The organism is Nicoliella sp. ESL1106 (assembly GCF_058509965.1).
Genome location: NZ_CP196340.1, coordinates 133289 through 157128 on the forward strand (window position 1 = coordinate 133289; position 23840 = coordinate 157128).

Sequence of the window (23840 nt, forward strand, 5' to 3'; positions counted from 1 at the left end):
CATGAATAATCATTTGAAAAAAATCTTTGTAAGCATCGCAACCGCATTCACACTCTTTACTGCAGGTGCATCACTCACTTCAGTAAAACAAGCTCATGCAGCTACTGCTGATGATGCAAGCTCACTATTGAGTGAAGCAGATACTCACATGGGTGCTAGATACGTTTGGGGTGCTACTGGACCATCATCATTTGATTGTTCTGGCTTTACTAAGTACGTTTACAAAAAGGCATTGGGCATTAACTTACAAAGAACTGCCCAAGCTCAATATAACTCAAACAAAAAAGTATCAGTTGATAACCTTAAAAAAGGTGATTTAGTATTCTTTGGTTCAAGTGCTAGAAGTATCACTCACGTTGGTATGTATATCGGTAACGGTAAGATGATCGATGCACAAAATCGTGGTGTGATCAAGGAAAGCATTCACGCTTCATGGTGGAACCTTGTTGGTGCTAGCCGTGTTGGTGATTAATTATTAATTAATCAAAAAAGACGTAACGATTATAATCGTTACGTCTTTTTTTATGGTTTTAGATTGTAAGCTGTAATTTCAGCATCGTCATCACTAATTCTCAATTTAGTAATACTGCCGTTTGCAGGTCGTTCGGTCACATCGTATTTACCATGCCCGAAACGTTCTACAATGCTTAAAACGGTATTACCATGGCTTATCAAAAGAACGTTATCATCATTTTGCAACTGCGCATTGTTTTTAATTAGATCCAAGCCCTGATTCAATCGCTGCCAATATTCTTCGTTATTTTCAGCATCATGGAACGGATCTGCTTCTTTCAAATAATCCTTAGCTTGCCCAATTGATGAACTTTCCACAATGGATTTAAAAGTAGGCTTACCATGCGGAGCACCAGCTAGGTACCACGCTTGATTCATATCAGTGCCCTCAAAATAACCATAAAATTCTTCCCGAAAGAATGGCGAAACCGTCAACTTAGCATTAGATACCTGGTTGGCACGCAATATGATATCAGCCGTTTGTTGTGCTCTGGTAGTATCACTACAATAAGCAGCTTTAAAATTGACCTGCGATAGATTTTCAGCAGTTTTTTTGGCGCCATCGATTCCCTTTTGGGTCAATGGTGAATTACTCCATCCCTGTAATTTATTGTAAATATTATAATAAGTCTGTCCATGACGGACAATATATACATTAAAGGCCATTTTTTCATCTCCCCGTAATTATAATCTTAATTATAATTCACGAGCGAGTTTCTTTCGATAATATTGATTTGCAATTTTAGAGTATCTCAACTGGCGAAGGGTTCTATAAACAATGCATTTTAAGTCAAATTGTTTAATCTCGGAATAAGATAATAATTGCGCAAAGATTAACATTTCAGAACGTTTAATTACCTCAGGGCTATCAGTGAACTCGTTCAACGTATTTCGTAATTGATCTGGATGAAATTCAACTACAGCGCCATCGTTTTTGATAACCTTAAGCTTAGCATTTGTAATTGATTTAGCTAAATCCACAATAACCCTCCTTCATCTATTAACTCATTTCTATATATAGGACATTCTTCCATTATTATAACAATATATTGTGTTTTACGCACTGATTAGATTAATTTTTTTAATATTTCGTAATCAAATCATGCTATTTAACAGATATTTTGATAATATTAAATAAGTTATATGCAAAAAAGGAGACTTGATCTTGTCACTTCTTAAACAAACCATTAAAAAATTAAATACTAGAATGGGCTTATTTTGGCTACTGGTTATTTTATTTTGGATCAAAACAATCGTTGCATATTTTGTTGACTTCCAACTTGGAATTACAGGTGGCTTTGAAATGTTTATCGCTATCATTAACCCACTTGCTACTACCGTTTTAATATTTGGAATCGCGCTATATTTTAAACGATCACGGATTTTTTATCCATTATTATTTATTCTCGATATTTTAAATACGTTACTTCTGTACCTGAACGTAATTTATTTCCGTGAATTTACCGATTTTATGACCATTAATACGATCACTGGTTATTCAAAGGTTAATCAAGGGCTCAGCGGCAGCTCCCTTGCACTCACTAATTTCCATGATTTCATTTATTGGATCGATATCGTATTAGTATTATTACTACTAATTTTTAGGGTCATTAAAATTGATAACCGTCCACTACGCCCCAAGGTTGGCTTTATGATGACTTCAATTGGTGTATTATTATTTGCTTTCAATCTTAGCCTTGGTGAAATGGATCGACCCCAATTGGTTACTAGAACCTTTGATCGGACCTACATTGTTAAATACTTAGGAATCGATGCATTTACCGGATATGATGCTGCTAAATCACAACATACAAAAGATTTAAGGGCAATGGCGACTAAGTCAGAATTAAAGACCGTCTTAAACTTTACTCGTAAACACTACGCCCCAGCAAACCCTAAAATGAAGGGGATTGCAAAGGGCCGCAACGTAATCGTGATTCACTTGGAAAGTTTTCAACAATTTTTAATTGATAAAAAGATTAATGGTCAAGAAGTGACCCCATTTTTAAACAAGATCTATCACAGTAAATCAACCTATGCATTTGATAATTTCTTCCACCAAGTGGGCCAAGGGAAAACATCTGATGCTGAAAACATGCTAGAAACTAGTACCTATGGTCTCCCCCAAGGATCTTTATTTGCCCAAGTCGGCAGTGACAATACGTTCCAAGCTGCTCCTGCGATCCTAAAGCAAAATGGTAACTACACCAGTGCCGTTTTCCATGGTAACGTTGCTAGTTTCTGGAACCGTAATAATACCTACAAGAATATGGGGTATCAATATTTCTTTGACGCTAGTTACTATGATGTTTCAGGTGATAAATCAACCGGTTACGGACTAAAGGATAAATTATTGTTCAAAGACTCGGTCAAATATCTACAAAACCTACAAGAGCCATTCTATGTGAAGTATATTACAGTTACTAACCACTTCCCATTTACCTTGGATTCCGAAGATAATGACGATGATTTTAAAACTACCGATACGGGCGATACGATCGTTGATAACTACTTCAAGACCGCCCACTATCTAGATGAAGCCGTTAAGGAATTCTATGCCTACCTTAAAAAAGCGGGACTACTGAAGAATTCGGTCATCATGATTTATGGTGACCACTATGGAATTTCTGATTCTGAAAATGCAAATCTCGCTAAGGTGGTAAGTGATGATCCTGAAAAATGGAATGACTTCGATAATACCCAAATGCAGCGGGTCCCATTCATGTTGAACATCCCTGGAACTAAAAAGGGATTCATCAGCCACAAGTACGGTGGTGAAATTGACGTCTTACCGACCCTCCTTCACATTTTAGGTGTTAATTCTAAGCCATTCGTTCAATTTGGAACTGATTTATTCTCAAGTAAACATGATCAAGTCGTTGCATTTAGAAATCGTGATTGGGTCGATCCACAATACACTTCCATTAGTGGTACCATTTATGACAATAAAACAGGTGAACCAGCTAAGTTGAACAAAGCACAGATCAAAGCGGTACAAAAGATCAAGGATAAAGTTGGCCTTGAACTATCGCTTTCTGATACCCTAAACGAACAAAATCTATTAAGGTTCTATAAACCAAAGGGCTTTACTGCAGTTGATGCTAGTGATTATAACTATGCTAATGGACTCCAAAAAGCTGAAAAGATTGAAAAAGAACTGGGCAAAAAATCAACCAGCGTTCTTTCTAAACACGGTGGTAAATCAACTGTTGATTTATACAAGACCGATGCACCAGAAGTAAGCCATAAATCAACTGATTCTAACCGCCTAAAGGTTACCAACCCAGATGCAAATAAGTAGTATCCCGTTAATCATTAAGGAAGTGAATTATCATTACTAAAATCAAAAAGCAAAAGTGGCAATTATTTTATAATATTGCAATCGTCATTTTGGCCATTACTTCAATCGTGATGGTAATTTTAGATTATTCACGAATTATTTACTTGTACCGTGGCTGGATAATGGGGATTTATTATGGAATTTGGATTATCTTTATTCTCGATTACATTATTAACCTGGTTATTAGTCAAAATAAACAACGGTTTTTCATATCAACTTGTTTGGACCTAGTTTCACTCATCCCTGGCCACCCGATCTTTGTATTTTTTCGCATTTATCGGGTCATTAGAATCATTCGGGGATACCATATTTTTTGGCACTTGGGTTGGGATGGTAAATTAACCAAAAAGATCCATCAATTTATATACGATACTGGTTTTATATATATATTCTCAGTCAGTATCATTATCTTAATTATTGCGGCACTTATCTTCTCTCATTTTGAACATTATCCATTAAAAACCGCCATGTGGTGGGCGATCACAACTGCCACTACCGTTGGATATGGTGATATCGCTCCCCAAACTGCTGGCGGCAGAATTGACGCTGCCTTCTTAATGATTGGTGGGGTCGGCTTTATCGGTTTGTTAACCTCTTCTATCACCGATTTCTTCACTAAAAATAACGCTCAAAATGAAGGAACTTCAGATAAATTGGACCGCTTGATGAAACAAGTAGAGCTACTGAATAAAGAAGTCCGCTATATGCGTAAAGAACTGGACCAAAATCAAAAAAACGTTTCTCGGAATCAAAAGAAACCTAAGAAACGTAATCATCATTAACGTCTAATCGATGTGCTATGAATGGGTTCATGACGGTCAGGATATAGCGACTTTGCAATATGGTTAATCGCAAGTGGAACTTCACCAAACCCGGTCGCAATTAACGTATCCTTCCCCTCATAGGTTGCGCTATCACCGACGGCATAGATGCCAGCAACGCTGGTCGCCATCTCTGTGTCCACATTGAACATGTGATGTGATTCATCTAAATCGATTGCCCAACCCTTGGTAACCTTATTACTAGAAATAAATCCATAATTCACTAAAATTTTATCCGCTAAAATGTCAATTGTTTCATCAGCTGTCCGCATTTTCTTGGCAGTTACTAACACTTGATCATCTTGAGCGGATATTTTTTTAATTAAATATGGGGTAATCAACTTAACTGAAGATGCATTTAGCGTCTCGACCATGTGTTCTAGGCCCCGAAAGTCGTTCCGTCTGTGAACTAAATAAACCTGTTTAGCAACGCCCTCAAGCAATAATGCATTATCAACAGCAGAATTCCCCCCACCTGCAACAATCACCGTCTTATCCTTAAAATCAGCACGGTTTTGAATACTATAAATAATATTGCTTCCTTCAAAGCGATCAACATCGGCAACCGCTAATTTACGAGGTTCAAATGAGCCCCCACCCGTCGCAATCAGCACCGTCTTTGAATAACTAGTTGCACTCGTGGTTGTGATTTCAAATCCATCCGATTGCTTCTTTAAGTCCGTAACCGCCTGACCAGTTTTAACATCCACATCCATTGTTTCTAACTGCGCTTTGAGCCGTTCAACTAGTTGTTTACCAGTAACACCAGTAAAACCAGCAACATCTAAAATCGTCTTTTCCGGGTAAATTGCATTTAGCTGTCCACCCAGTTCTGGTAAGCTTTCAATTAATTGAACCCTTAAGTTTCTCAACCCCGCATAAAAACCGGCAAACATCCCGATTGGCCCACCGCCAATGATTGTAATATCGTAAAGATTATCTTGCATTTTATTATTACCACTTTTCTTTTAAAATGTTTTATAATATCATGTTAATATTATATTAACATAGGTCATAAACCTAAGATAAGTAAAGGAAGTTTATCATGCGTATTGGTAAAAAACACATTGGGATTGCAATTATCCTTTTTATTGAAGCAATTATTTTCTGTTTTACTATTAATTGGCAATTCCGTGGGAACGTTTTAAACGATGTTGCCGTTAATAAAAGTCGTACCGCGACGGTCTTCATTCCTGGTTTCGCTGGTAATGCAGTTTCTACTGACGACTTCATTCAACAATACAGTGAACACAACATTGCCAGTCGGACCCTTAAAATTAATATCTCTAAAGATGGTAAGGTTTCTACTGCCAAGCAATATAAAAAAGTGGAGGCGGATAACCCGCTAGTCCAATTAGTCTTTAAGGACAATACCCATCCGTACAAGGAAAGCAACCAAATGGTCAACGTGATGAAGTATCTAAAGAACAAGTACAATATCACCCACGTTAACCTAATCGGGCACTCATCTGGTGGAAGTATTGCTTATTACTACATGGTTAACCATCCCCACCTAAAGGACGTTCCAGTAGTTTCTAAGTTCGTATCGATTGCTAATGATTACCCAACTAACGATCCATATGCCAAGGGTGGCCCTAAGAACCTTCCTAAAAACTTGGAAGTCTTAAACATCGCTGGAGAAATTTGGAACTTAAAGAGTGATGCTGAAGAAGCAGTCGACATTGTGAAACCAATGGGTGATTTAGTTAAACCCCACGTTAAGTCATACCAATTCTGGCTTTACCGCAGTGATCCATTAAGTGCTGAACACTCAATGCTGCATGAAAACCCAGTGATCGATAAACACATTGCTGGATTCTTATTCGGATTTAAAAAATAATTTCAACCAAAAAAGATGCTAATCGTTAAATTTACGACTAGCATCTCTTTTTAATTACTATATTGATATGGTTTCGGCTTCCTGTAGCCAAATACAATGATCAAAAAGCTAAATAACGCCAAAAAGCTCATTGATATCACTGCCAATAATGATCCAAATATTTCACCAAGTTGATAAGCCCTCATTGAACTAGTGCGAATCAGTGAAAAAAGGCTTGGGTTTACAGCGATGCTTAACCCCAATTGGAAAATCAAGAACAAGCCCGCTGTGATCATCACTAATTGCTTATTACTAGCTAATGGATGAAAATCACTTTGGGTCACATTGAATATAATCACGTTAATCAGTAACAACAAAGTTACAAATGGCAATTGAATATGCCAATAATTAACGGAATTAAAATAAAACAAAAATAGTAGGCAAATATTTAACCCATAACTGATCTTACTTATAACGTTAGTCCTTTTCATCATATCACCCTGTTTTTGATAATTATTTACGATATCGCTACTTTTCCGTAATAGCGCGTTTAAATCGATATCATAATCACTACTAATTTTTAGCAGCATTGGGATGTCAGGATATGAGCGTTGGTTTTCCCAACTGGAAATCGTTTTACGTGAAACATTGAGTTTTTGACCCAATTGTTCCTGCGTTAATGAATGCTGCTTTCTAAGTTGCTTAATATTTTCGCCAAACGGCATCATTACACCTCCCCTTTCGCTTGTTATAATTATTACTGCTTTTCTTCAGTTAGCCAAGCTAAGCTAGCGTTACATTAACGATTGCTAAGCTACTTAGCCCTATTAAATGACCGTTTCAAGCGTTGTCGAATGCGTTGCCCCTGCAGGGTACGAACCTCGCGCAAGCCAGCATCGATCAAAATGAAGATGACCAACCAGCCGATCACAATTAATACGATTTTTTGAACGTAGAATTCATCGACCCACCAAATGGGGATGTTCCAATCCCACATTGCATGTAAAAAGACCGCTAATAAATAAAAGCCAATGAAGTGCAGATTAGTAAATGCATCGTGGAAGGTAAATTGATGGTGCCGTTGTTTACCCAAAATGACGGCCGCGCCAATAATTGCCGCCCAGATGGTATGGGTGCCAATGGCCTGCCAACTGCGTAGAAAAATCGTTGCCAACCCAAATTCATTCGAATAACCAGCGGTTTCAAAAATCGCAAATCCCGCCCCAATCGCTGCACCGATCAAGATGCCATTCAAAATATAATTAAGTTTGAAGCGATTAATGAAGGTAATGATAATGATTGTTTTGGCAGTTTCTTCGATCAAGCCGACTAAAAATGCCGAGGCTAGTGACACCCCGTTCCCCGATGGAATCACGTCGTAAAACACCATCGTTAGGATCAAAGAGGCCACCCCACCGATTAGCAGGGTCGTATTAACCTGCATCAACGAAATATTGCGGTAAACATTCATTTCATAAAACATGATCAACAAAGAAAACGGGACTACTAGTGATCCGACCACCATCATACCTGGGATTGCCTTGGTGCTGCCGAAAACGAGGTCTAAGATCACTAACAACAAGAAGCTAAAGCTCAAAAGCGCAAAAAAGCGTGAGAATAGCCAGGGTTTAACGGGCGCGGCTGATACCTTGACCAGTGATGGCGTCGTTAACTTGGTCCCAGCAATCAAGATACGGTCGGCTTCATCACGACTATGACGGTGAAACACCTGTTGGAACAATCGCAAAAGGTGAATTTCAACAAATTGGTTACTCCTGTGGGCCTCATCCTTAAGATCGTTTTTAATCCGTGAGTAATTTCGTTGCACCCCCATCAGGGTCGTTGACATTATGATGCGCTGAAAATTAGAAATTAGTTTGCTTTTTACCACTTATTTACTACCTTCTTATTTTTTTGTTTGTGTTTAGGCTTAATTTAAAGTATTATTACAGTTAATAGTTAATTTTTATGATCAAATCGATTGGGAGAATGATTTATGACAAATAAAAAAGTAATTTTAGATTTAGATACTGGTATTGACGATGCAATGGCCCTTGCTTATGCCGTTGCTGCTCCTGGATTAGACCTAATTGGGGTGGCTAGCTCATACGGAAATCTGGTCGTAGAGGGAGCCGCTGAAAATTCGTTGAAAATTTTAGAACTACTTGGCCATACTGACATTCCCGTGTTCGTTGGTGAAGCCCATCCCGTTAACTCTGATCACTTTGATCGCCTTCCAGTTAGCGCTCATATTCATGGTGAAAATGGCATTGGGGAAGTTGAATTGCCGACCCCAACCCGTAAACCAGAAAAGCAAAGCGCCGTGGACTTTATGATTGAATCAGCTCATAAATATGGCAAGGATTTAGTCATTGTCCCCACTGGGGCATTAACTAACGTTGCCAAAGCGATTGAAAAAGACCCTAGCATTGTCGATTTAATTGGCGATGTTACCCTAATGGGTGGGGCTTTAACGGTCCAAGGAAACGTTTCGCCATTTGCTGAGGCGAACATCAACCAAGATGCAGAAGCAGCTAACACCGTTTTCACCAGCAAGCTACATGACACGATGGTCGGATTGGATGTCACCCTTCGGACACTGCTGACCAAAAAAGAAACTCAACAATGGCGTGATTTAGGTACCAATGCTGGTGCTAAGTTCGCTGATATTGTTGATTATTACATTGATATTTACGCTGAATTATACCCGCATTTAGATGGTTGTTCACTTCATGATCCACTTGCTGTCGGGGTAGCTGAAGACCCATCGTTCGTCCGCACCTTAGACATTGACATGATCGTGAATACCGATAAGGAAAAGTACGGCCGCACCATTGGCGACAACACTAGATTGGATGATCCCAATCCATCAGTCAGTGCTGCTATCGAAGTCGATGCGGACCGCTACCTAGAAACATTCATGAACTACTTAACAACCCTATTCAAGAATAACAAGTAATTAAAATACCGCTAGCAATAGCGGTATTTATTTATTAAAGGCTTGGTTTAAGAATCTACCGACCCCATCATGATCATTATCAAATTCAGTGACTTGGTTCGCAATTTGCTTTATATTAGGCTGAGCGTTTTGCATTGCTACTCCGATGCCAGCGGCTAAAAGCATTTCTAAATCATTTTCAGCATCCCCGAAAGCCATCAGGTCTGCAAAGGTCCACCCAAAATGGTTAAGTAAAGCCTCTAGGCCAACGGCTTTATTTATGGACGGAGCTAAAAACTCTAAAATATTGGGTTGGGAACGGACGATATGATAATGCCCCTGATTATCAAAATTAGCGCGGGCCGCATCTAATACACTTGGATCATCAGACATAATCGCCTTACTATACTGTTGATCATCTGGTAACATTGCAAACGTTTGGGGGATGAATTTTACATCTGCATTCATGATCTTATAATATTGGGATGGTGCCAACTCGGTCAATTCATAAATGGAATCAAAATCTAAAATATTCAACGGTAAATGATTTTGTTTAACAAATTTATAGATGGGTTCAAAATCAGCCTTCTGCATCCCTGATTTAAAAATCGGCTCCTTAGTCCGATTATTAATTACTAGTGAACCATTAAAAGTAATCGTATAGTCATCAGCTTGATTTAACCCCAATTGATCAAGATAACCCTTAATCACATTAATTGGTCGTCCCGTACAAACTACGATTTTCATTCCCGCTGCATGTAACCTATGTATCACCTGAGTGTTAAAGGGACTAATTGTTTTATCACTTGTTAACAAAGTTGCATCTAAATCCAGTGCAATCATTTTTATCATGTTTATTCTCTCCTATTACAAAAAAAGCATTAATTTCATCACAGAAATTAATGCTTGGTTTTTCAAATCACGAAACTAGGCACCCAATTGAGCTTCTAATTGACGCAATTCTGCTTCTCTAACCTTACGAGGTAGGAAACGACGAATTTCTTCTTCGTTATAGCCAACTTCTAGGCGTTTATCATCAAAGATGATTGGACGTCTAATTAAATCAGGATATTTCACAACCAATTTAATTAATTGTGAAACTGATAAGTCATCCAAGTTTAAGTTTAGCTTCTTAAAGATATTAGATCTAGTAGAAATAATATCTTCACTACCATTTTCAGTTAGACGAAGAATTTGCTTTACTTCATCAGCGTTCAATGGATTGGAATTGATATTACGTTCCTTAAAAGGAATATCGTGTTCCTTAAGCCAAGCGCGAGCTTTCCGACTTGATGCACTACTAGGTGCTACATAAAGATTTAACATGAACATCCACTCCTTTAAGTGTATTGGATATATCGACGGTTATAAGCGAAATATGTGAATCAGTCACAAAATTCACTTATAACAATTTTATATTATCATAGTTCAATAGATAGTCAAGATAATCGACAGCTTAATTAATAAAACATTATAAATTGTTTTGCAACCAGATACTAAATAAATTTACATTAAAGTTAAATCCGATTATAATTTTAATTAACTAAATATTAATGTAATGGAGGTATATGTATGAAATTGACGATTCTATCAACTAGCGATACCCATGGCTTTATCGAACCTACTAATTATGTCAGTGCCCAAAACGATAAACCATTCGGGTTAGAAAGAGCTGCTTCATGCATTAGCAAATTACAAACGGAAAACGATCATACCATTACAATCGACAATGGTGATTACCTTGAAGGTTCCCCATTGGCTTACTACATTGCTAAGATCAAAAAACAAAATGGCCCAGATCAAATTGACCACGCCTTTAATATGATTGATTACGACTATGGGGTGTTAGGTAACCATGAATTTAATTATGGATTAAAGTATATGCAAACATCGATTCAAAACACTGATCGCAAAATACTATGCGCTAACATCGTTGACAGTGAAGGAAATCACATATTGGGCGACCCGTATTCGATCCAAAACATCGGGGGCGTCAATGTCGGAATCATTGGAATGACTACCCGTGGTGCAACCAAGTGGGAATCATCCGAAAATATAATTGGGCTCAAGTTTCTTTCTGTCGCAGAAACCGCCAAAAAATACGTGCCGATCGTCCGTCAAAAAGCTGATATTGTTATCATTGCTTATCATGGTGGATTTGAACGAAATAGTAAGGGCGTGGCGACCGAGCCACTAGAAGATTCAGAAAACGAAAGCTATGCGATGCTAAAGGACGTCCCTGGGATTGATGCATTAGTGACGGGCCATCAGCATCGTAAAATTGCTGAAAAATTATTTAACGTGCCGGTCACCCAGCCTGGGCATCGTGGTGAATTCGTTGGTAAAATCGAATTAGACATTCAAAAGGTCAATGATCGCTATCAAGTAATCAATAGCGATGCTCAATTAATTAAAACTGCCGACTATGAACCCGATGCTGAAATTAAGAACTACATTAAGCCGTTGAGTAACCGAGTGAACGACTGGTTAGATGAACCCCTTTCTAAAATTAATGGTTCGCTTTATTTCGATGATGCGTTCGATGCACGGATTCATAAAACTAGTTTTATTGAATTTATTCAAAAGGTCCAAATGGAAACGATGGGGGTCGATATCTCAGCAACTGCGCTATTCAATAACGAAGCCCATGGATTTGAAAACCCCATTACCATGCGTAATATTATGACTAACTATGTTTATCCAAATAAATTAGCCGTCTTAGAAATCAGCGGAGCGGACCTAAAAGCTGCCATGGAAATTAGTGCGAAGTATTTTGCCGTTAAAAACCATCAAATCGTAGTCAACGAGGCATTCGTTTATCCAAAGGCGCGCCATTATAATTACGATATGTATGAGGGCGTCGACTACACGATTAAGGTCGGCAATCCCGTCGGTAATCGCATTATTAATTTAACTTACCATGGCCAACCGGTGCGCCCTGATCAAAAGTTAAAGATTGTATTGAATCAATACCGTGCTTCTGGTGGTGGTCACTTTCCAATGTATCAAAATGATAAGATCATTGCTAAGGATTCAGTAATGATGAGTCAACTAATTGCTAATTATCTTCGTAACCATCCCACCATTCAAGCCACTAATAATCATAACTTTAAAGTGATTGAGTAATTAAAAAGACATCATAATCAAAACTGATTATGATGTCTTTTTAATTAGAAGCATTTGCGTAACGTTTACGTTTTGAACGGTTCGGAATATCACCAACGTATTGGACTACGTTTAGCTTCCGAATCGAAGTTACTTTAATCTTACCTGGGTAACTTAAGTCATTTTCAATTTTAGATTGAACTTTTCTAGTCATATTAGCCATATCAGAATCACTTAACTTCTTAGGATCAACGATAATTCTAATTTCTCGTCCAGCTTGAATAGCATAACTTTCTTTAACACCAGATTGCGTATTTGCAATTTTTTCAAGGTTCTTAAGCCTAGTAACATATTCTTCAACTGATTCACTTCGTGCCCCAGGACGAGCTCCTGAGATAGCATCAGCGGTTGAAATGATGGTTGCAATTAAACTAATTGGCTCAACATCACCATGGTGAGCAGCAATTGCGTTTACAATAATTGGATCCTCGTGATAGGTCTCAGCAAGTTTGACCCCTAATTCAACGTGGGTTCCCTCAACTTCATGGTCAATTGATTTTCCAATATCATGTAACATCCCAGCACGACGAGCTAACTGTGAATTCAAACCCAACTCACTAGCAATGACCCCCGCAATTTGGGCAACTTCAATTGAATGGTAAAGAACATTTTGGCCATAACTGGTCCGAAATTTCAAGCGCCCAATAATCTTCATTAAATCAGGATTCATAGTCCCTAAATGCAACGAAAGCACCACATCTTCACCAGTTTCACGTAGTTCATCATTTACATCATGAGTCGCATTGCTAACCTGAGTTTCAATATTATTATTGTTAATTTGACGTGAAACGATCAGTGAATTCAGTGTCCGCCGAACTACCTCGCGTCGAATTGGATCATGGGTAACAATATGAAGCATCAAATAATCATCTGGATCAAACATTAGATGCGTCCCAGTCAATGATTCAATTAAACGAAGGTGTTGTTCATCATGACTTAACAGGCGATTTTTAATTTCTGCAGTTGGAACGTTAACACTTCGTTCAATGTGACTTCGTGGTACATCTTCAGGACCCCTTTGAATCGCCTCAATAATAATATTATCTGCTATTCGATTTGCGTAGGTTTCAGTGGATTCACGTAGGTATTTGACCTCAATATCACTTTCCCGTTTCAATTCATGAGCAGTGTTATCAAGAACGATTCGTTTAACGGTCTCATCATCAAGCTGACTGCTTTGATTTAAAATTAAGTGCCGCTTATTAACCAACTGATCAGCAGCAGCTTGGGTTTTTTTAACATTTTGCTTGCTTTGTGAGTTCAGCGTTTTCATCTCATTAAACCGTTTTTCATCATCATCAATCCGATTACTAAGCTGCTTCAGATATTCATCATGTTGCCGAATCCGAACTTCCCTAGTCTGATTATCAGCCCTTTGAGTGTTCAGGTCCTCTAAAATGGTCTGTTCATAATCAGCAGTTTGGGCTTGATTTTTCTTAATGATCCGTTGCTTTTTGTTTTCAATATGGGTTCGCTTCGCTTGTAAATAATCACTTGCCTGTTTTTTTGCTTCAGCTAACTTTTTGTCTGTTTGCTTATTACTGGCAATGATACCGCACATTCCCCCCACAACTAGCATTAATAATCCTACTAATGGGTACAACAAATATCCCCTCCCTTCTACTTTAAAATCCTATATAATATGATAACATATTTATTTTGTGATGGAATCCAATAATTGGTAAAGGACAGCCTTGTTTTGCGGCGCCACTTCAAAGCTACCAATTTGTTCAGGCGTTTGTTGAACTTGGTTGGGAGCGTCAGTATCGGCAATAAAATCATGGTCAAAATCAATTAATGAACTAACGCTATCTGGTTTCATTTCAAAATGGAACTGAAGCCCGATGATGTTATCTCCCAACATGAAACCTTGATTTTGATCGATTTGATTAGCAAATAATCTTTTGGCATCGGGAGGCAATGTAAATTGTTGGCCATGCCAATGCAAAACGGTCAACTCTTCTGGTAACTCCAGTGGGCTTTGGATATCTGAATGAACGGGGAACCAACCAATTTCAGGTACGATCGTGTTATCAATCATCCCACCAAAAGCAAGCGCGATTTGTTGAGCTCCCAAACAAACCCCAAAGATCGGCTTATGGGCGTCATGAGCACGATGAATTAAATCTCGTTCATCAGCAAGCCATGAATCACTATCTTCAGCACTGTTGCCACCACCCATAATGACTAGTAGATCAAATTGGTCGACCCGAAAACGATTCACAAGTGCTCCCATATCGGGGCGGATCGTAAACACATCGTAGTTATTGTCTTCGGCCCAATCCTGAATTAATCCAGGCCCTTCTACCTCATTATGTTGTAAAACTAACATTTTCATTTTAATAACCCTCTTTAAATTTAAGTTCATACATTATAATTATAACTAAAATTTGCTATTAGGTCGATTACTTGGCCCGTTCTAGTATTCAGAAATCATTTTTGGCTGTATAATACAGCTAAGGAGTGATCTTATGTTATCTATTTTCGGACAAAGACTACGGGCCTTAAGACGGGGACATAATTTGACCCAGAGCCAATTAGCCGCCGCTTTAAACAAACAGTTTGAGTCTAAGCCCCATCCCAATACGGAAGCACAATTGGGCAAATGGGAACTAGGCCTTCGTTCACCTTCGATTCCAGAACTAATCAAATTAGCGACCTTTTTTAACGTCAGCATTGATTTTTTAGTTGGAAGAAACGACGATAATATCAAGGATATCGCCCGTTCATTAATTAGTGCAGACGACTTACAATTCGATGAAAACCCACTTTCCAGAAACGATAAGCGCGAGATTTTTGAATTAATTCGTGCATACATGATTGGTCAACAAAATCATAACAATAAAAAGCAAGCTAATAACCGCCAAGAAGAATTAAACCTTGACTTTGGTCCTGAAACAGAAGAATAAGGAGGGTTCACCCATTAACCGTAAAAAATTAATCAAAAAGCTGAAAAAAAACAACCAAGTTACCCATCGGCCTAGTTATATTGAACAATTAAAACAATATGCTGACCTATTCAGCGATTTTGGTGAAATTAAATTTTTAATCAATAATGTGTTAATTAGTGATCAGCTATTGAGCGCTGGCAATCTACCGCAGGATATGCCTAATTTATTACTGCCAGATAATATCCAAGATACCATTTTTCAAACCGTTAATAAACAATTTCCAGCCGACAGTGATGAGGGCGATCAATTATGGAATCAATATTCAGATGCGCTTCCTAAACTAGATAAACAATTACGTTCTTATCGTGATTACCTCGAAGAACAGTACGGGATGTGGGCTTATATTTCAGCTCCATTCACAAAGGCAATTTCTGAATACGTTGGCAATGAAACGGTGTTGGAAGTAATGGCTGGCAACGGTTATATTTCAAAGGGGCTCAGGAATAATAATACAAACGTAATTGCAACCGATAGTTTAGAATGGGTCAATGAGAACGAAACTGGTAAGCATCCAGTGACTAATGTCGAACAACTAGATGCACTAGGGGCTTTTCATAAGTATGAATCAACCGTTGATACCATTATCATGTGTTGGTCACCAGATGGGGTTCCAGTTGACTGGGAGCTGTTACAAGCAATTCGTAAAGCTGAACGTAAAATTAAGTTAATTGTAATTGGTGAAAAAAATGGTGCTACCAACTCAAAGCAATTCTGGCAAAATGCTGAATTTACTGATCAAAAAGCAGCCAAAGAACTTAATTTACACCACCAACCATTTGATTTGATTCATGATCAGTTATACATCGTAAAATAAAAGACCCTGTCTAAGACGGGGTCTTTTTAGTAAATTAATTTGTTTGTTCGGCATCTGTATCGATCGCTTCATCATTAGAATTAATTTTGTCAATTTGAAGTTGGGCCCATTGGGTCACCTTATTTAACATTTCAGATTGATCAGCGATAAATTCATTAGCAGAAGCTAGTTCATCAATTCTAAGCTTAGAGCGATTAACTTCTGGTGATTCAACAATCATGTAAACGTTAATGGGTTGCACCCCATCTCCTGACATGATCTTACTGATTGCTTTTACATAGTTGAAAGGCAAATTGATAATTCCCGTTTCCAACTTAAAAATAATATCAGAATCATCTACAATTAAACGTGCTTGAGCAATTTGATCGCTTTGAATTTGTTCAGTAATAAATTTAAGCATTGGTGCAAAAATAGAAGCTAAATCATTTTCCAATGCAGATTTTTTAATTGTAAAATTAGTAGCAGCAAATTGTTCATTAGTCACCTGATCGATAAATTTTTGAACATCCATTTCCATTTTTATTTTCACCGTTTCCTATTTATTTTTTCGTTTTAACCTAGCAGCAACTCGTTTTTGAGAATTTTTAAACACCATTTGAAACCACACAACACTAATCAAGATGCCTAAAATTCCAAACAAGAGGTTAATAATTCTAATCCAGATGTTAATAGAACCATCAGTAATTAAAGTAACCGATGTAATAAAACTAAGCGTGTAAAAAATCATTATTAATCCTAAAATATGATAAGCAAATTGAATTTTCAAGTAAGCTAGTCCAATTGGCAATAAGTATAACACACACGCAATCAGGACCGTTTTAATTAGTGCGTCTCCGCTAAGTAACGAAGACCCCACCCACATCACTACATTAATTAAAATATACACAAATAGTGAGCATATGGCTCCGATATTCAACTCTTTATTTTGCATTTTCCCCATCCATTCTGAATCATTATCTAGTATAACAATGCCACAATCCATTAACATAAACAACTATTATTACTAATTTTTATTAGTCGGGAGGACTTCGAATGAGTTGGCAATACCATTTAACCGCAAGGAGAACTTGCACAGTTCGTGAATTATTAAGTCAACAACTGTTAATTCCCAAACACCTTATTTTTAAACTAAGACGGGCCCAGCGGGTTTTGGTTAACGACCATTACCTGCCAATGAATTTTACAGTTGAAAATGGTGACCAAGTAGCCTTAACCTTTGAACCCACTGATTTTCAACCCGTTCAAATTCCGATTGCCGATTCATCGATCGGCGTAGAACCAATTTATGAAACCGACGATCTAATCGTTATCAACAAACAGCGTGGTGATAAAACGCATCCGAATCAACCTGGCGAAACAGGGGCCACCATTAATCATGTGGCAGCATACTTAGCTGATAAACAACAACGACCATATATCATTCACCGACTCGATCAACAAACATCTGGGGCAATCATCTTTGGTAAAAATCCGGTCGTTGTCCCAATTTTGACCCGTTTAATTAGTGAGAAACAAATCAAACGCACATACCTAGCTTGGGTTACAGGAACAATGAACACCATGGCTGGAACCATTGAAATGCCGATCGGATTGGATCCAAATGATCAAAGAAAGCGCATGGTAAACGGTCAAAACGCCGTTTCAGCTATCACCCACTATCAAGTAATTCAGCAGCGAACGAACCAAACATTGCTGGAAGTCCGCCTAGCAACTGGCCGCACCCACCAAATTCGGGTCCATTTAGCAGCAATTGGGCACCCATTGATTGGTGATCCATTATATAATCCCACCAGCAATGGCCCGCTTCAACTCCATTCATATCGGTTAGATTTAATTCAACCATTTGAAATGCAACATCATTTAATTGAAGCCCCGATACCAGATGATTTCATTATGTAAAAAAAGTTCCGAACCCATTCAGGTTCGGAACTTTTTTGCTTGTCAGCAATTAATGTTTAAGATTAATTACTTCTTTAAAGGCTTCCATTTCCAGTCGTTAACTTCTGGTAAATCAGTACCTTCATCACGGATGTAAGCATTGTGCTTAGCAACCATGTCTTCCATCCGACGAACGAATGATTGACCCTTAACGGCGTATTCTGGAACGTCGTTAACAACTTCCTTAGCAAGGTCGTAACGGTCAAGTTGGTTAAGAACACGCATGTCAAATGGAGTAGTAATATCACCATTTTCACGGTAACCGTGAACGTGAACGTTGTGGTTGTGACGATCGAAGAAGATACCCTTGATCATGTCTTCGAAGCCGTGGAATGCGAATACCACTGGCTTGTCAGTAGTGAACAATTGATCGAACTTAGCATCGCTCAAACCACGAGGGTCGTTTTCAGGAGTACGAAGTCTTAATAAATCAACAACGTTGATGAAACGAATCTTCATTTCTGGGAATTCATCGTTTAATAATGAAATTGCAGCTAAAGCTTCCCAAGTAGGTTCAGTACCAGCAGCAGCGATAACTACGTCAGGTTCTTCACCTTGGTCAGTAGATGCCCAGTCGATGTAACCTAAACCATCCTTAACAAGGTTGGTAGCTTCTTCGATTGAGAACCATTGTGGACGTGGGTGCTTTGAAGTAACGATTAAGTTAATCTTTTCGTAACTTCTGAATGCAACGTCACCAACAGCTAATAAAGTATTAGCATCGGCTGGCAAGTATTCACGAATGAATTCAGGCTTCTTTTCAGCCAAGTGAGTAAGCATACCTGGGTCTTGGTGAGTGTAACCATTGTGATCTTGTTGGAATACAGTGGAAGTATCAACAAAGTTCAATGATGGGTAGTGCTTACGCCAAGTTTGTTCAGCAGCCTTACGTAACCACTTGAAGTGTTGAGTTAACATTGAGTCAACAACACGACCGAATGATTCGTAAGTAGCAAAGAATCCATGACGACCAGTTAGAACGTAACCTTCTAACCAACCTTCAGCTTGGTGTTCTGATAATTGTGAGTCAATTAATTGACCATGGTTAGCCATGTAAGCATCGTTTGGTTCTTCAATTTCTTCCATCCATTGACGGTTAGTGTTTTCAAACACACCGTAAAGACGGTTTGACATTGATTCATCAGGACCAAATGCACGGAAGTTAGTTGGGTTAAGTTTAACAACTTCACCTAACCAGTTTGACCATACAACCATGTCTTGAGCAACTGGTTGACCGTGGCCTTCAGCGTTAACGTCAACGGCAAAGTCGCGGTAGTCAGGTAACTTCAATGGTTCTGGCTTGATCCCACCATTAGTGATAGGGTTCATAGCCATTCTTTGGTCACCCTTAGGTGCCATGTCGATAACTTCTTGCTTGATAGTACCATCATCGTTTAAGAAGTCTTCTGGCTTGTATGACTTCAACCAGTCAACAAGCATGTCAGCATGTTCCATCTTTTCAGCAGAGATGTCAAGTGGAACTTGGTGAGCACGGAATGAGTTTTCGATTGGTTCGCCTTCAAGGTTCTTCTTTGGACCAGTCCAACCCTTAGGAGTACGAACAACGATAACTGGCCATACAGGTTCCTTAACGTGGTCAGGAGTTTCGTTTTCACGAGCATGCTTTTGGATTGCTTGGATGTCTTCAATAGCAGCATCCAATACCTTAGCCATCTTTTCGTGGTAAGCCATATGATCGTCGAAGTCAGTACCATTTTCAACAAAGGTAGCCTTCCAGCCAAGACCCTTGAAGTAATCAGAAATTTCTTCGTCAGTCATACGGTTTAATAAAGTAGGGTTTGAAATCTTGAACCCATTTAAGTTAATGATTGGTAAAACGGCACCATCAGTGATTGGGTTGATGAACTTGCTTGAGAACCAACCAGCAGCTAATGGACCAGTTTCGAATTCACCATCACCGATTTCAGTAGCAGCGATAACGTCTGGGTTATCAAGGATTGCACCAACACCGTGTGAAAGTGAGTAACCAAGTTCCCCACCTTCGTGGATTGAACCTGGAGTTTCAGGAGCAGCATGTGAAGCAACCCCACCTGGGAATGAGAATTGCTTGAACAATTTAGCCATACCCTTTTCATCTTGTGAGATGTTAGGGTAGATTTCTGAGTAACTACCATCAAGGTATGAGTTGGAAACCATAACTTGGCCACCATGACCTGAACCTTCGATGTAGAACATGTTAAGGTTGTACTTCTTAATTGCACGGTTTAAATGTGCGTAAATGAAAGTTTGGGAAGTAATAGTACCCCAATGTCCGATTGGTTTAACTTTAACATCATCAGAAGTCAAAGGCTTCTTTAATAATGGATTGGCACGCAAGTAAAGTTGACCTACTGATAAGTAGTTAGCAGCACGCCAGTACTTGTCAACTTCTTCCAAATATTCTTTGGAATCGAAATTTTCTGCCATTTAATAACACTCCTTTAGTAAATTAAATACATAGATTAACGTCAACATAAAATTAACCATATACGATTAATTTTATTTACAATCACTATGATAATAGATTTAAATTAAAAGTCAACCTTTTTGCAAATTGATACGCACCAATTTGAAAGTCGACTTTTAATCATTACGTATATTATGAATGAAAACGGTTAAATAGTCCAATCTTTTATGATAATTATTAACCTTTTCTTAACTGATTTGAACAAACGTATTATACTTCAGATATTGATAGTGTAATCGCATATTAGAAAATTCAAACGGGGTTCCATCATCAAGGAAAAAAATTCCTTCCATAACTCCAACGGGTTCATTTGGCTTTAATCCCAATAGCTTTTGATCATCTTCAGTTGATGGCTCAGCCATAATTGACATAAACGACCTGGTCACCGTTTTACCGACCTCCGATTCCAAATAGTTAAAAATCGATCCAGAGACAATCTGTTTTGTTAACTTCGGGGTAATACTAATCGGAATGTACCCCGTTTCGATCATAAACGGTTGGTTACCAAAAGAACGTAGGCGCTTAATTTCATAAACAAAATCATCTTCATCTAAAAATAAGTCTTGCTGTAAATCCTCACTAGCAGGCACCACCTTAAAATCCAGTAACTTGATCTGTGGGGATTCTCCCTGACTTTCCATACTATCTGTGATTCCAATATTAGAACCATCATAATGAAAAATTGTTTTTGCTTTCATAAAAAGGGGATTAACAAATGTTCCTGCGCCCCGCTTTTTGAAAATAATTCCCTGATCAGCCAGAAATGATAACGCACGTTTGATTGAGCTTCTACTAACTCCGTAAGATTCACTCAAAGAACGTTCATCTGGTAATCGATTGTTGGGAAATTCATTGCGGCTAATTCGCGTTTTTAAATCTTGCATCACTTTGTGATAAACTAAATCTGCCATTTCACTACTCCTCGAAAACGTCCAATTAATCATAATTGTATTCAGTATAACAGAATATTAAACGCTTTTTAAAAATGAAAATTCAATATGCTAGAATATATAAATAAAAAGGTGGTAATTAATGTGTCTAAAAAATCAAAATTAAAAAAAACGCTGGTTGAAAAAATTCTAGATAAGGCTAAGGTTAGCTATAAACAATTTGAATTTGCGACCCACATGCAAGGCGATGTTGCTCAACTTGACGTAAATCATGGTGATATTGATGAACATCGGGTTTACAAAACCCTTGTGTTGACTGGTAAGACGACCGGCCCTGTTGTCGGAGTCGTTCCGTTGGACAAGCATCTCAACGAAAAAGAACTCGCCCGTGTCTCTGGAAATAAAAGGGTCAACATGGTGCCATTAAAAGAACTTGAGAAAACCACTGGTTATGAACACGGTGCTAATACCCCAATCGGGATCTGGGAAAAATTTGAATACCCGATTTATATCGATCGTTCGGCGGAAAAACAGGGTAAAATCCTTGTTTCTTCAGGTAAAATTGGTAGATCTGTAGAATTAGAAGCAGTGGATTTAAAAAATCTCGTTCATGCAGAATTTGCTGATATCGCAACGGAAAATTAACATGACAGATATTATCCAGTTATTAATTAGCACAAACGCAATTGTGATGGTAGAAATATTAATATTTCCCATCATCATTATTTGTGCGTTAAGAAAAGTCAGTCATGGCTGCAAACAGCTAATTGCTAATCGCTATGGGGTGCGAGGACAAGTGCTTTTTGGTAGCTTAGGGATTTTTATCCACGAACTCAGTCACATGATAGTTGCAATTTTGTTTGGTCATAAAATCACAGGGGTTCGCTTAATTCACGTTCCCAGAGGAGCAGAAGATAATAAATTAGGATATGTTAACCACTCCTTCAACCCGAAAAGTGGTTACCAACGATTTGGTAACCTCATGATCGGCATTGCGCCCATTTTCGGCTGTACAGCAATCCTATTCATTGCAACTTGGTTATTAGAACCAGCGCTACTCAACAGCTTATCCACCCTGCCAAACTGGTCATTTCCAATCAGCATTCTTTCAATTTCATCTATCTGGAAGCTATTAGTTTTAATATTAGTTGCTAGTTCTATTGCAATTGGTGGATTCGACCTAAGTGCAGATGATTTAAGCAATATTAAATTTGGGTTATTCATCCTTTTGATCTTAATCATCGTGGTATCTAGTTTTGCCACCCTACTGGGCGTTGCCCCAATTTATCTAAATTGGATGCACACAACTAGCATGATTATCAACGGAGTCCTTTGCCTATCACTGATCGTTACGGTATTAAGCAACGGGTTGATTCGCCTTATTACGAACCATTAGTCCCCCCATTCGACCTTAAATTCAGTCAAGAATTCCTGCATTACTTTTTGACGAACTCGTGCCATTTCACGTGCTGTATCGGTATTTAAACTATTTTTGATATTCAATAGTTTTTCATAAAAATGATTTACGATCGTTGTAGGGTTCCGATATTCTTCAATCGTCATTTGAGAACGCGGTTTTAAGGATGGATCATACATCTTTTCACCCAAGTGACCTCCGTAGTAAAAGGCTCTAGCAATTCCGACCGCACCAATGGCATCCAATCGATCGGCATCTTGGACGATCTGCCCCTCAACGGTTAATTCATAATGATGTTCTAGGTTTTTACTAAATGACATGTGTTCAATGATATCTAAAATGGCATCAATTTTAGACCCAGAATAATGCCATTCTTGCAGCTTAGACTTAACGATCGCAATCTGTTTACCAGGATCATCAACTAGTTTATCGTCAATTAAATCATGCATATAAGCAGCTGTTAGGGCAACGAGCGCATCTGCACGTGATTCGTTCACCAAAATCGATTGAACGTTGTTCACTACCCGTTCAACGTGGTCAAAGCTATGGCCAGTCCGATCGTTTCGCATCTGATTTTTAACATATGGCGCAACTTGATTAAAAGCAGTTTCCATTGTTTATTCATTCCTTCTCAATAATAAATATCAATAGTTTATCATAGTTTATTTTCTAAATTATACCAATTAGAAATTAAAAGCAATCCAGTTGGCAATTTGCCGCAAAATGGATTGCTTTTTTAATTATCATGATTTAAATTCACCGTTCGA

25 protein-coding genes are annotated in these 23840 nt (G+C 38.3%); 11 read left to right on the forward strand and 14 right to left on the reverse strand.

Translation table 11 applies throughout. The annotated features are described in order from the left end of the window. Nucleotide 1 precedes the first annotated feature (1 nt). A complete protein-coding gene (locus ACSVI6_RS00580) occupies nucleotides 2-472 on the forward strand; it encodes a C40 family peptidase (protein WP_491719804.1) in 471 nt (156 codons plus the stop codon). A gap of 50 nt (nucleotides 473-522) precedes the next feature. Here ACSVI6_RS00580 and ACSVI6_RS00585 read toward each other — a convergent pair whose 3' ends face one another. Together ACSVI6_RS00585 and ACSVI6_RS00590 are read right to left on the reverse strand one after the other, a co-directional pair. Continuing rightward, the gene (locus ACSVI6_RS00585; protein WP_491716800.1) at nucleotides 523-1179 is read right to left on the reverse strand and encodes a histidine phosphatase family protein; all 657 of its coding nucleotides are present in this window, start codon (nucleotides 1177-1179) and stop codon (nucleotides 523-525) included. A gap of 30 nt (nucleotides 1180-1209) precedes the next feature. Continuing rightward, on the reverse strand, nucleotides 1210-1494 hold the full coding sequence (locus tag ACSVI6_RS00590) for a hypothetical protein (RefSeq protein WP_491716801.1): 285 nt from the start codon (nucleotides 1492-1494) through the stop codon (nucleotides 1210-1212). A 184-nt stretch (nucleotides 1495-1678) separates the two neighbouring features. On the opposite strand from ACSVI6_RS00590, the gene ACSVI6_RS00595 reads away from it, so the two are divergent. Next, a complete protein-coding gene (locus ACSVI6_RS00595) occupies nucleotides 1679-3814 on the forward strand; it encodes an LTA synthase family protein (protein WP_491716802.1) in 2136 nt (711 codons plus the stop codon). 74 nt (nucleotides 3815-3888) lie between these two features. After that, nucleotides 3889-4635: a potassium channel family protein gene (locus tag ACSVI6_RS00600; protein WP_491717264.1), complete on the forward strand. Its 747-nt coding sequence runs from the start codon at nucleotides 3889-3891 to the stop codon at nucleotides 4633-4635. Here the strand turns inward: ACSVI6_RS00600 and ACSVI6_RS00605 are convergent. Further along, nucleotides 4632-5621 carry an NAD(P)/FAD-dependent oxidoreductase gene (locus tag ACSVI6_RS00605; RefSeq protein WP_491720727.1) on the reverse strand — a complete coding sequence of 330 codons (990 nt, stop codon included), beginning with the start codon at nucleotides 5619-5621 and terminating at the stop codon, nucleotides 4632-4634. The genes ACSVI6_RS00600 and ACSVI6_RS00605 overlap by 4 nt on opposite strands. A 98-nt stretch (nucleotides 5622-5719) precedes the next feature. Between ACSVI6_RS00605 and ACSVI6_RS00610 the strand changes: the two genes are divergently transcribed. Further along, nucleotides 5720-6514 carry an alpha/beta fold hydrolase gene (locus tag ACSVI6_RS00610; RefSeq protein WP_491716804.1) on the forward strand — a complete coding sequence of 265 codons (795 nt, stop codon included), beginning with the start codon at nucleotides 5720-5722 and terminating at the stop codon, nucleotides 6512-6514. A 50-nt stretch (nucleotides 6515-6564) separates the two neighbouring features. Here the strand turns inward: ACSVI6_RS00610 and ACSVI6_RS00615 are convergent, their stop codons facing one another. Together ACSVI6_RS00615 and ACSVI6_RS00620 are read right to left on the reverse strand one after the other, a co-directional pair. Further along, nucleotides 6565-7218, reverse strand: a complete 654-nt coding sequence (locus ACSVI6_RS00615) for a helix-turn-helix domain-containing protein (protein WP_491720728.1) — start codon at nucleotides 7216-7218, stop codon at nucleotides 6565-6567. Nucleotides 7219-7307: 89 nt separating this feature from the next. Then, on the reverse strand, nucleotides 7308-8342 hold the full coding sequence (locus ACSVI6_RS00620) for a PrsW family intramembrane metalloprotease (RefSeq protein WP_491716806.1): 1035 nt from the start codon (nucleotides 8340-8342) through the stop codon (nucleotides 7308-7310). A gap of 147 nt (nucleotides 8343-8489) precedes the next feature. Between ACSVI6_RS00620 and ACSVI6_RS00625 the strand changes: the two genes are divergently transcribed. After that, the gene (locus tag ACSVI6_RS00625) at nucleotides 8490-9452 is read left to right on the forward strand and encodes a nucleoside hydrolase (protein WP_491716807.1); all 963 of its coding nucleotides are present in this window, start codon (nucleotides 8490-8492) and stop codon (nucleotides 9450-9452) included. Between the two features lie 27 nt (nucleotides 9453-9479). On the opposite strand, the gene ACSVI6_RS00630 is transcribed toward ACSVI6_RS00625, so the two are convergent. Both ACSVI6_RS00630 and spx read right to left on the reverse strand, forming a co-directional pair. Beyond that, entirely contained in the window at nucleotides 9480-10283 is an 804-nt protein-coding gene (locus tag ACSVI6_RS00630) for a Cof-type HAD-IIB family hydrolase (RefSeq protein WP_491720729.1), read from the reverse strand. Nucleotides 10284-10358: 75 nt separating this feature from the next. Continuing rightward, entirely contained in the window at nucleotides 10359-10757 is a 399-nt protein-coding gene (gene spx / locus ACSVI6_RS00635) for a transcriptional regulator Spx (RefSeq protein WP_260116952.1), read from the reverse strand. A gap of 246 nt (nucleotides 10758-11003) precedes the next feature. Between spx and ACSVI6_RS00640 the strand changes: the two genes are divergently transcribed. After that, complete coding sequence (locus ACSVI6_RS00640) at nucleotides 11004-12557, forward strand: bifunctional metallophosphatase/5'-nucleotidase (RefSeq protein ID WP_491716809.1); 1554 nt, start codon at nucleotides 11004-11006, stop codon at nucleotides 12555-12557. A 40-nt stretch (nucleotides 12558-12597) separates the two neighbouring features. Here the strand turns inward: ACSVI6_RS00640 and rny are convergent, their stop codons facing one another. Together rny and ACSVI6_RS00650 are read right to left on the reverse strand one after the other, a co-directional pair. Continuing rightward, a complete protein-coding gene (gene rny, locus ACSVI6_RS00645) occupies nucleotides 12598-14199 on the reverse strand; it encodes a ribonuclease Y (protein ID WP_491716810.1) in 1602 nt (533 codons plus the stop codon). A gap of 51 nt (nucleotides 14200-14250) precedes the next feature. Beyond that, the gene (locus tag ACSVI6_RS00650) at nucleotides 14251-14934 is read right to left on the reverse strand and encodes a type 1 glutamine amidotransferase (protein ID WP_491720730.1); all 684 of its coding nucleotides are present in this window, start codon (nucleotides 14932-14934) and stop codon (nucleotides 14251-14253) included. A 133-nt stretch (nucleotides 14935-15067) separates the two neighbouring features. On the opposite strand from ACSVI6_RS00650, the gene ACSVI6_RS00655 reads away from it, so the two are divergent. Together ACSVI6_RS00655 and ACSVI6_RS00660 are read left to right on the forward strand one after the other, a co-directional pair. After that, the gene (locus tag ACSVI6_RS00655; protein ID WP_491720731.1) at nucleotides 15068-15505 is read left to right on the forward strand and encodes a helix-turn-helix domain-containing protein; all 438 of its coding nucleotides are present in this window, start codon (nucleotides 15068-15070) and stop codon (nucleotides 15503-15505) included. Next, nucleotides 15483-16361, forward strand: a complete 879-nt coding sequence (locus ACSVI6_RS00660; protein WP_491720732.1) for an SAM-dependent methyltransferase — start codon at nucleotides 15483-15485, stop codon at nucleotides 16359-16361. The genes ACSVI6_RS00655 and ACSVI6_RS00660 overlap by 23 nt, the downstream gene beginning before the upstream one ends. 34 nt (nucleotides 16362-16395) lie before the next feature. On the opposite strand, the gene ACSVI6_RS00665 is transcribed toward ACSVI6_RS00660, so the two are convergent. Next, the gene (locus ACSVI6_RS00665; protein WP_491720733.1) at nucleotides 16396-16872 is read right to left on the reverse strand and encodes a hypothetical protein; all 477 of its coding nucleotides are present in this window, start codon (nucleotides 16870-16872) and stop codon (nucleotides 16396-16398) included. Nucleotides 16873-16896: 24 nt separating this feature from the next. Beyond that, nucleotides 16897-17148, reverse strand: a complete 252-nt coding sequence (locus ACSVI6_RS00670) for a hypothetical protein (RefSeq protein ID WP_491719428.1) — start codon at nucleotides 17146-17148, stop codon at nucleotides 16897-16899. A 245-nt stretch (nucleotides 17149-17393) separates the two neighbouring features. Between ACSVI6_RS00670 and ACSVI6_RS00675 the strand changes: the two genes are divergently transcribed. Continuing rightward, on the forward strand, nucleotides 17394-18260 hold the full coding sequence (locus ACSVI6_RS00675) for an RluA family pseudouridine synthase (RefSeq protein ID WP_491720734.1): 867 nt from the start codon (nucleotides 17394-17396) through the stop codon (nucleotides 18258-18260). Between the two features lie 66 nt (nucleotides 18261-18326). On the opposite strand, the gene ACSVI6_RS00680 is transcribed toward ACSVI6_RS00675, so the two are convergent. Both ACSVI6_RS00680 and ACSVI6_RS00685 read right to left on the reverse strand, forming a co-directional pair. After that, on the reverse strand, nucleotides 18327-20726 hold the full coding sequence (locus tag ACSVI6_RS00680; RefSeq protein ID WP_491716817.1) for a phosphoketolase family protein: 2400 nt from the start codon (nucleotides 20724-20726) through the stop codon (nucleotides 18327-18329). Between the two features lie 228 nt (nucleotides 20727-20954). Next, nucleotides 20955-21677 carry a GntR family transcriptional regulator gene (locus ACSVI6_RS00685; RefSeq protein ID WP_491716818.1) on the reverse strand — a complete coding sequence of 241 codons (723 nt, stop codon included), beginning with the start codon at nucleotides 21675-21677 and terminating at the stop codon, nucleotides 20955-20957. A gap of 87 nt (nucleotides 21678-21764) precedes the next feature. On the opposite strand from ACSVI6_RS00685, the gene ybaK reads away from it, so the two are divergent. Beyond that, on the forward strand, nucleotides 21765-22301 hold the full coding sequence (ybaK, locus tag ACSVI6_RS00690; protein ID WP_491720735.1) for a Cys-tRNA(Pro) deacylase: 537 nt from the start codon (nucleotides 21765-21767) through the stop codon (nucleotides 22299-22301). 196 nt (nucleotides 22302-22497) lie between these two features. Continuing rightward, nucleotides 22498-23052 carry a hypothetical protein gene (locus tag ACSVI6_RS00695; RefSeq protein WP_491720736.1) on the forward strand — a complete coding sequence of 185 codons (555 nt, stop codon included), beginning with the start codon at nucleotides 22498-22500 and terminating at the stop codon, nucleotides 23050-23052. Here the strand turns inward: ACSVI6_RS00695 and ACSVI6_RS00700 are convergent. Next, nucleotides 23049-23687, reverse strand: a complete 639-nt coding sequence (locus tag ACSVI6_RS00700; protein ID WP_491716821.1) for an HD domain-containing protein — start codon at nucleotides 23685-23687, stop codon at nucleotides 23049-23051. The genes ACSVI6_RS00695 and ACSVI6_RS00700 overlap by 4 nt on opposite strands. Nucleotides 23688-23840: the final 153 nt, after the last annotated feature.

What these genes read in the sequence shown, in the direction of transcription:
- ACSVI6_RS00580 (WP_491719804.1), top strand. Translation starts at nt 2, where the DNA reads ATGAATAATCATTTGAAAAAAATCTTTGTAAGCATCGCAACCGCATTC.
- ACSVI6_RS00585 (WP_491716800.1), bottom strand. Translation starts at nt 1,179, where the DNA reads ATGGCCTTTAATGTATATATTGTCCGTCATGGACAGACTTATTATAAT.
- ACSVI6_RS00605 (WP_491720727.1), bottom strand. Translation starts at nt 5,621, where the DNA reads ATGCAAGATAATCTTTACGATATTACAATCATTGGCGGTGGGCCAATC.
- ACSVI6_RS00610 (WP_491716804.1), top strand. Translation starts at nt 5,720, where the DNA reads ATGCGTATTGGTAAAAAACACATTGGGATTGCAATTATCCTTTTTATT.
- ACSVI6_RS00615 (WP_491720728.1), bottom strand. Translation starts at nt 7,218, where the DNA reads ATGCCGTTTGGCGAAAATATTAAGCAACTTAGAAAGCAGCATTCATTA.
- ACSVI6_RS00620 (WP_491716806.1), bottom strand. Translation starts at nt 8,342, where the DNA reads ATGTCAACGACCCTGATGGGGGTGCAACGAAATTACTCACGGATTAAA.
- ACSVI6_RS00625 (WP_491716807.1), top strand. Translation starts at nt 8,490, where the DNA reads ATGACAAATAAAAAAGTAATTTTAGATTTAGATACTGGTATTGACGAT.
- ACSVI6_RS00630 (WP_491720729.1), bottom strand. Translation starts at nt 10,283, where the DNA reads ATGATAAAAATGATTGCACTGGATTTAGATGCAACTTTGTTAACAAGT.
- spx (WP_260116952.1), bottom strand. Translation starts at nt 10,757, where the DNA reads ATGTTAAATCTTTATGTAGCACCTAGTAGTGCATCAAGTCGGAAAGCT.
- ACSVI6_RS00640 (WP_491716809.1), top strand. Translation starts at nt 11,004, where the DNA reads ATGAAATTGACGATTCTATCAACTAGCGATACCCATGGCTTTATCGAA.
- ACSVI6_RS00650 (WP_491720730.1), bottom strand. Translation starts at nt 14,934, where the DNA reads ATGAAAATGTTAGTTTTACAACATAATGAGGTAGAAGGGCCTGGATTA.
- ACSVI6_RS00655 (WP_491720731.1), top strand. Translation starts at nt 15,068, where the DNA reads ATGTTATCTATTTTCGGACAAAGACTACGGGCCTTAAGACGGGGACAT.
- ACSVI6_RS00665 (WP_491720733.1), bottom strand. Translation starts at nt 16,872, where the DNA reads ATGGATGTTCAAAAATTTATCGATCAGGTGACTAATGAACAATTTGCT.
- ACSVI6_RS00675 (WP_491720734.1), top strand. Translation starts at nt 17,394, where the DNA reads ATGAGTTGGCAATACCATTTAACCGCAAGGAGAACTTGCACAGTTCGT.
- ACSVI6_RS00680 (WP_491716817.1), bottom strand. Translation starts at nt 20,726, where the DNA reads ATGGCAGAAAATTTCGATTCCAAAGAATATTTGGAAGAAGTTGACAAG.
- ACSVI6_RS00685 (WP_491716818.1), bottom strand. Translation starts at nt 21,677, where the DNA reads ATGGCAGATTTAGTTTATCACAAAGTGATGCAAGATTTAAAAACGCGA.
- ybaK (WP_491720735.1), top strand. Translation starts at nt 21,765, where the DNA reads ATGCTAGAATATATAAATAAAAAGGTGGTAATTAATGTGTCTAAAAAA.
- ACSVI6_RS00695 (WP_491720736.1), top strand. Translation starts at nt 22,498, where the DNA reads ATGATAGTTGCAATTTTGTTTGGTCATAAAATCACAGGGGTTCGCTTA.
- ACSVI6_RS00700 (WP_491716821.1), bottom strand. Translation starts at nt 23,687, where the DNA reads ATGGAAACTGCTTTTAATCAAGTTGCGCCATATGTTAAAAATCAGATG.